The following is a 6,255-nucleotide window of genomic DNA, read 5'->3' as shown; positions in this document are numbered from 1 at the left end:
GCCACCCCGCCGGTGCCACCGAAGGCGCGAATGATGCCGGTCTTGAGGCCGGCCGACGCTTCCTGTTTGATGCGCAGTGCCAGCAGGAGGTTGTAGTCCGCACCGACGGCGATCAGCGCGATGAATGCGATCGGCGCGACAGCCCAGTGCAAATCGTGGTGGAGCAGGTGTTGCCAGATCAGCACGCTCGCACCGACTGCCGACGCATAGGAAGTGACGACCGTCCCCACGACGACCAACCCCGCCACCGGGCTGCGCATCAAACAGGAAGCGTCGGCCGGCCTCAAGACCGGCATCATTCGCGCCTTCGGTGGCACCGGCGGGGTGGCCACCGTCGCAGGCATCGTCTTCGGGCTCACCATGCTGGCGTTGCTCAGCAGCAGCGTGCTGAGCATCGCTCAAATCGGCAGCACCATCGCGGTCGGCCTGTTGTTGGACACCCTGGTGGTGCGGGCGTTCATCGTGCCGTCCATCTTGGCGCTGCTCGGTCGCTGGTTCTGGTGGCCGCGCGCGCTACCCCGCGGGGTCAGCGCCGTCGTGAAAACACCTGTGCGGCCGCCGGTTACTGCTGGAGCGCGGTCGCCGGCATTCCGACCAGCACACCTTCGACGTCGCCGTCGGCGCTCACCATCAGACCGCGCCCCGGTGGCAGCGCTTGCGCGCGAACCATCCGGTTGATCCGGTTCTGCGGGTCGTTGTCCATATAAAGCTGCGCCACCTTCGCCGAGTTCTGGAACCTCATCCACGGATCCATTTGCAGCGTCGCCCAGTTCGCGCTGTTGCGGGTGGTGAACACATGCAGGCCGATTTGGCGGGCGCGTTCCATCAGCTTCCACAGCGCCGCCCCCACCGGCGGCTTGGGCGGGTAACTCTGATCGGGCCGCAGGTCTTGGACGTCGTCGATCAGTACGAAATGCCTTGGCCCTTCCCACGGTTTGAGCGCCCGCAGCTCTTCCTGGCTCAGGCCCTTGGGTGGCAGCCGAGGCAACAGGACCTGTTGTGCGAGTTGGGTGATCACCTCATCGATCTCGTCTTGATCGTAGGCGTACGCGCGCACATAGCCGGGCCCACTCAAATCCCGTAGCCCGTGCGGGGCGGTCTTCGGGTCGATCAGCGTCAGCTGCGCCTCCTCCGGACTGAACCGGCTCATGATGGCTTCGCCGATGGACACCAGCGACAGGGTCTTGCCGCAGCCCTGCCGGCCCAGAATCATCAAGCCCGGGCTTTCCCGGAGCTTCAACGGAACGGGGCCCAGTTCGTGGCGCTCGCCGATCGCGAACGCGATGGACAGGTCGTCGCCGCTCGGATGCGCGGCGGCGTACTCCAGAATCGCCCGCAACTCCACCCGCTGCGGAAGCCGCTGCAGCGTCGCGTGTTTCGTCACGCCCGCCACGTCGGCGATCCGCGCACCGACGTCGACGATGCTCACCAGCGACCCCGTCGCGGGGTCGGTGAGCGCAGGTACCCCGACACGCAGCTCGTGCAGGCTGTCGGTCAGTCCGAAGCCCGGGCGGTTCAACGTCCGGCGCGCGGCGTCGCGCGACTCGAGCGACGAATGCCCCATCTGGCTCTCGCTCGGGTCGGCCAGCCGCAATTGGATTCGGGCCGTGGCGTTTTGCAACAGGCTCTGCCGCTGGCCGTGGATCCAGCCGCCCGCGCTGCACATCACGTGCACGCCGTACTCGGGTCCGCGACTGCTCAGCGAGATGATCCGATCCCCCAGGATGGTGTCTTTCGAGTAGACGTCGTCATAGTCATCGACCACCACGAAGACATCACCGAACGGGTCATTGGGATCGGTACCGCCCAGGCCGTCGCTGCCCGGTCCGAAGCGGCGCTCTCGGAAGCCGTCGAGGTCGATCCTCAGCCGTCGGAACGAGTCCTCGCGCGCGTCGATCAGGGCGTCCATACTGCTCAAGATCCGCTCGATGCCCTCGGCGTCCTTAGGTGACACGATGTCGGTGACGTGCGGCAGTGAGGCCACCTGCGCCAGGGTCGCGCCGCCGATGCAGAAGAACGTCACCCGTGCCGGGGTGTACATCGTTGCCGCCGAGGACATCAGCGTCATCAGGGCCGTCGTCTTGCCCCGCTGCTTGGCTCCCACCACGATGACGTTGCTGCGCAGCGCATCGACCGCGTGGACCACCTGCTTGGACTCCTCGGGGATATCCATCACGCCCACCGGGAACATCAGCCCCGGGTTGTCGCCGTAGTCGACGTGCCACGGCTTGCCGCGGTAGGCGGCCACCAGGGTATCGATCGGCTCCGGGTCCTCCAAAGGCTCCAGCCAGGGCCGCCGCGGTGACCGGTGCGGGACCTGGTGCAGCGACTCCCGCAGCACGTCGACGATCTTCTTTCTCTTGAAACCGTCGTCATGGTAAAGGAATTCGTCCGGTTCGGCGTCGACGGCGGCGGCCGCTTGGAGCGCCGCGGCGTCCGATTGGTCGAGCGGCTGGTACTGCCAGTTGTAGAGCCGGGGCTTGGTCAACGTCATGTCGACCGTGGTCGACACCTCCTTGGCCTTCGGCACGACGAAGGGCGCCGAGAGGTAGAAGCACCGGAATGGCTCCAGGTCGCGCGGCCCCACCTTCAGCAGGGCGAAGCCATTTTCCTTCGACGGCAGGTGGTAGGCGGCGTCCGACCCGATCACCTCGCGGCTGTCGTCTCCGGATTCCGCACGCAGCGCGATGCGGAACGCGATGTTGGACTTGACCTTCTGCAGCGACGACAAATCCAGGCGCTGCCCGCCCAACATGAAGAACACGTTGGCGCCGCGGCCTTCCTGCCCGATGTGGATGATCAGGTTGATCCACTTCTCGTGGTTGGCAAAGAGTTCCAGGTATTCGTCGACGATGACGAGCAGGACCGGTACCGGAGGAAGGTCTCGGCCTGCGAGCCGGATCTCCTCGTAGTCGTTGGCGTCGCGGGCACCGACCGAGGTGAATAGCTCATAGCGCTGCTTGATTTCGCCGTCGATGACGCGGCGCATCCGCTCGGCCAGATGCCGCTCGTCCTTACCCAGGTTCGACAGGGCGGCCACCACGTGCGGGATGCCCAAGATGTCCTGGGCCGCCGATTCGAACTTCATGTCGACGAAGATGACGTTGAACGTCTCCGGGGAGTGTGTCAGCGCGATGCCGTAGACCAGCGAGAGAAAGAACTCCGACTTGCCCGAGCCACTGGTGCCGATGACGACGGAGTGGAAACCGAAGCCGCCGAAGTCTTTTGCCCGAATGATAATGTTCTGCAACTCACCGGTGGGCTTCGCGCCGACCGGGATTTCGCACCACCGCTCGTCGCCGCGGCCGCGCCGCTCGGCCCACAGCCGGTCGACGTCCAGCTCGCGAGGGTCGATGATGCCCAGCCCGCGCAACAACTCGGCGGCGCCGCCCGCCGAGTCGGCGATCTCACTACGGCTCGTCGGCGACCACCGCGCCATCGCCCGGGCATACCGATAGGCGCGGTGAATCGACAGCTGATCGGCGTGGGCGAAGAACTTGTCCCGCACCCGCAGCAGGGGCGCCGGGCGTCCGTCTTCTCCATCGGCGTCGAAGCCGTTGCGGCCGAACCTGACTTCGTCGTTGGCGGTTGGGCCGTGCCGCTCGGTCATCTCGAAGACCTGGTCCACCGCGAATCCCACCCCGGTACCCACGCGGGATGCGATGCGCAGCAGGGTGATGCCCGCCTTACCGACCTGGCCGACCACGCTCTCCCACGCGTCGGGACTGCCGGTGTTGTCATCGACGATCACCAGGTGCGGCCCGAGATCGATGGTGGCGGAGCCGGTTTCGAGTGCCGAGCCCATGGCGGTCGGGCTGGCCGACGCCGGCGGCGTCCAGGCGCCGCGCTTGCCTTTCATGTGCAGCTCGGCGCCGAGGGTCTCCTCCAACTCCTCGGGTGTGGCGAAGACCAGCCGCCGCCAGCCGCACGCGTCGAACAGCTCGTCGTGCAGGTTGTGAGGCAGCCACACCATCCACGACCATACCTCCGGGTTACGGGTGACGACCATCAATTTCAGGTCGCGCGGGTTGTGGAACACCGCCAGCGAGCACAGCACGGAACGCAGCAGCGAGCGGAGTCGGTCCAGGTCCTCACCGACGAAGCTGAAGCCCGGCGCCGACCGCAGGTTGACCACCTTGGCGATGTCGCGAATCTTGCGCTGTTCCAGGATGAAATCGCGCAGCGCCTGTCCGGTGACGGGTTCGAGCTCCTCGTCGGAGGCGATGTCGGGCCAGGTCACCGACAGCACCGAATCGGGCGCGTGCTGTACGCCGGTGCCGAGCCGCACCTCCAGGAAGTCCGTGTCGGCACGGCCCCGTTCCCACATTCGCGGGCCACCGATGATCGCTCCGAGCCCGCGAGGATCCGAGTGCACCGCGTTCTGCCATTCGCGTTGCGCGCAGACCGCGCTCTGGATCTCGTCGCGGTTGCTGTCGAGGTCACGCAGGTAGCGGCGGCGACCCTTTTCCATTTCGCCCCAGGTGATTTTGCGTGCCCGCCCGAATCGCCCGGAGAACGCCAGCATGCTGAACGCACCGATACCCATCAGCGGGAAGAACCCGGTGGACAGGCTTCGCACGCCGGAGACGTAGAGCATGACGATGGTGCCGATCAGCGCGACGATGAGCGCCGGCACCCCGATCATCACCCAGATGTTGCGCGGCTCGCGCTCGGGCAGGGCGATCGGCGCGTTCGGTGCCACCCGAACGGGTTTCGGCGGTTCGATCTTGACCCGGTTGATGGGAAACGCTTTCTTGGACATTCCCTAACCTCCCACCTTCGCCGACGTCGTCACGACGGCTGCCTTGCCGAGCGCCGGCACGGTGTCGCGAGCCACCAGCGCGGCCTCCCGCGACAACGCCGGCCCCGCGGCGAAAGTGCGCAGCAACGGCCAGGGCGCCTGCACCGCCGAGGCCGAGTCGAGCCCGAGTGCGCGCAACGTGTCTTCGTTGGCGGCGATGCCGAACCGGACGCCGTTGTCGGACACCCAGAACAGCGATTCGCGCGAATCCGACGTGATCACCCCGCTGGTCGAGGTGACGAAGTTCGCCGCCCCCGGCAGCACCAGCACCTGGTCGGCAACCACGGACGCCGGGTCACGGTCGTCGCGCACCAGGTGCACAATCCGGTCGTCCAGGTAGGAGTACACCGGAAGCCCGCGCCCGTTGTATATGACGACGCGGGCCTGCGGATCCGTCGAGCCCTTCTCCCAACCCACGCACGTGGTCGGATTTGCCGCCGTATCAACGAAATTCAGGCGCTTGGTCGGGTAGTAGTCGACGGGCAGCGAGTTCACCTGGGGGATGTTGACCAGCACGTCCGGCGTCACCACCCGGGGTGCCGTCGACCCGTAGGAGTTGGCGCTGCGAAGCAGGTCGGCGACGAAGCTCGTGATCTTCTGCACCCCGTCGGGCAACAGCACATAGAACTGCTTGCCGCCGCCGGCGGTTTGGGCCTGTAATACCGCGCCTACCTGTGAACCCGAGACCCAGGTCGAGGGCGTGCCCGCCTGGGGAACATCGGGGACGCGCAGTGGTTCGGTCGCGGGCAGCCCGTCGTACAGAGCGCGCGAAATCTCAACCGGCGAGGTGACTCCGGGGTCCAACCCCAAACTCAGCGTGATCGCTCTGCTCGCCGGATCGACCTGCGAGCGTTTGCCGCCCCAGATCACATAGGTGTTGCCCTCGAACGTCGCGAGCACACCGGCGTCGTCGCCCAGTGGTGCAGCGCGGTCGCCGCCGTTGAGCGTGCCTGCGATGGACGTGACAACCGGCTTCTCCCCGCTACGGGGGCGGCCCGCCGTGTCGCACACGGCCCACGCCGAAATCACACCGCGGTTCACCGGCATCGCCGCGGGCGCGCCAGGGATACCGATCAGGGGGCCCGTCGGATACTTCGCGATCTCACTGCGCTTCACCCACGTCGGCGGGTTCGCCGTCCCGGTCGCCAGCCGGGCCGAGGTCAGGTTCAGGGCCGGGTAGAGCCGGCCCTCGATGCGGGCGTAGACCGCGCCGGAGTCACGGTCGCCGATGATCGCTGATCCACCCACGGCGCCAGTCGGTTTCAGCACGTTCAGCAGCAACATCCAGCCGGCAGCGATGGCCACCAACAGCATCGACAACATCAGTGCCGCGGTCTGCTTGCGGTCGTCGTGTTTCATCCGCACCGAGAACCGGGTGGTCGCCGCGCGCAGCCGTCGGTTGTAGAAGAGGTGACCGGAATTCTGGTCGCGGTTCGACAAGCTCAGCGGCATGC

General features: G+C 66.7%; 2 protein-coding genes and 2 pseudogenes. 1 reads left to right on the top strand and 3 read right to left on the bottom strand.

What is annotated here, in order from left to right; genetic code table 11:
• Positions 1-263 (bottom strand): annotated as a pseudogene (locus A5695_RS20765) (MMPL family transporter); the annotation flags it as partial.
• On the opposite strand from A5695_RS20765, the pseudogene A5695_RS27880 reads away from it, so the two are divergent.
• Positions 238-678 (top strand): annotated as a pseudogene (locus A5695_RS27880) (MMPL family transporter); the annotation flags it as partial. The pseudogenes A5695_RS20765 and A5695_RS27880 overlap by 26 nt on opposite strands.
• Here the strand turns inward: A5695_RS27880 and eccCa are convergent.
• Together eccCa and eccB are read right to left on the bottom strand one after the other, a co-directional pair.
• A complete protein-coding gene (gene eccCa / locus A5695_RS20760; protein WP_068086505.1) occupies positions 563-4,762 on the bottom strand; it encodes a type VII secretion protein EccCa in 4,200 nt (1,399 codons plus the stop codon). The pseudogene A5695_RS27880 and the gene eccCa sit on opposite strands and share 116 nt — an antisense overlap.
• Before the next feature lie 3 nt (positions 4,763-4,765).
• Positions 4,766-6,253, bottom strand: a complete 1,488-nt coding sequence (gene eccB / locus A5695_RS20755; RefSeq protein ID WP_068086502.1) for a type VII secretion protein EccB — start codon at positions 6,251-6,253, stop codon at positions 4,766-4,768.
• Between the last annotated feature and the right edge of the window lie 2 nt (positions 6,254-6,255).

The organism is Mycobacterium sp. E1747, from assembly GCF_001667775.1.
Classification (GTDB): domain Bacteria; phylum Actinomycetota; class Actinomycetes; order Mycobacteriales; family Mycobacteriaceae; genus Mycobacterium.
The sequence above is the reverse complement of the archived record's forward strand: the minus strand, read 5'-3'. Positions and strand labels throughout refer to the sequence as shown.

Bases quoted from the DNA above. Each gene is read 5' to 3' on its own strand.
- eccCa (WP_068086505.1), bottom strand. From the start codon at position 4,762: ATGTCCAAGAAAGCGTTTCCCATCAACCGGGTCAAGATCGAACCGCCG.
- eccB (WP_068086502.1), bottom strand. From the start codon at position 6,253: ATGCCGCTGAGCTTGTCGAACCGCGACCAGAATTCCGGTCACCTCTTC.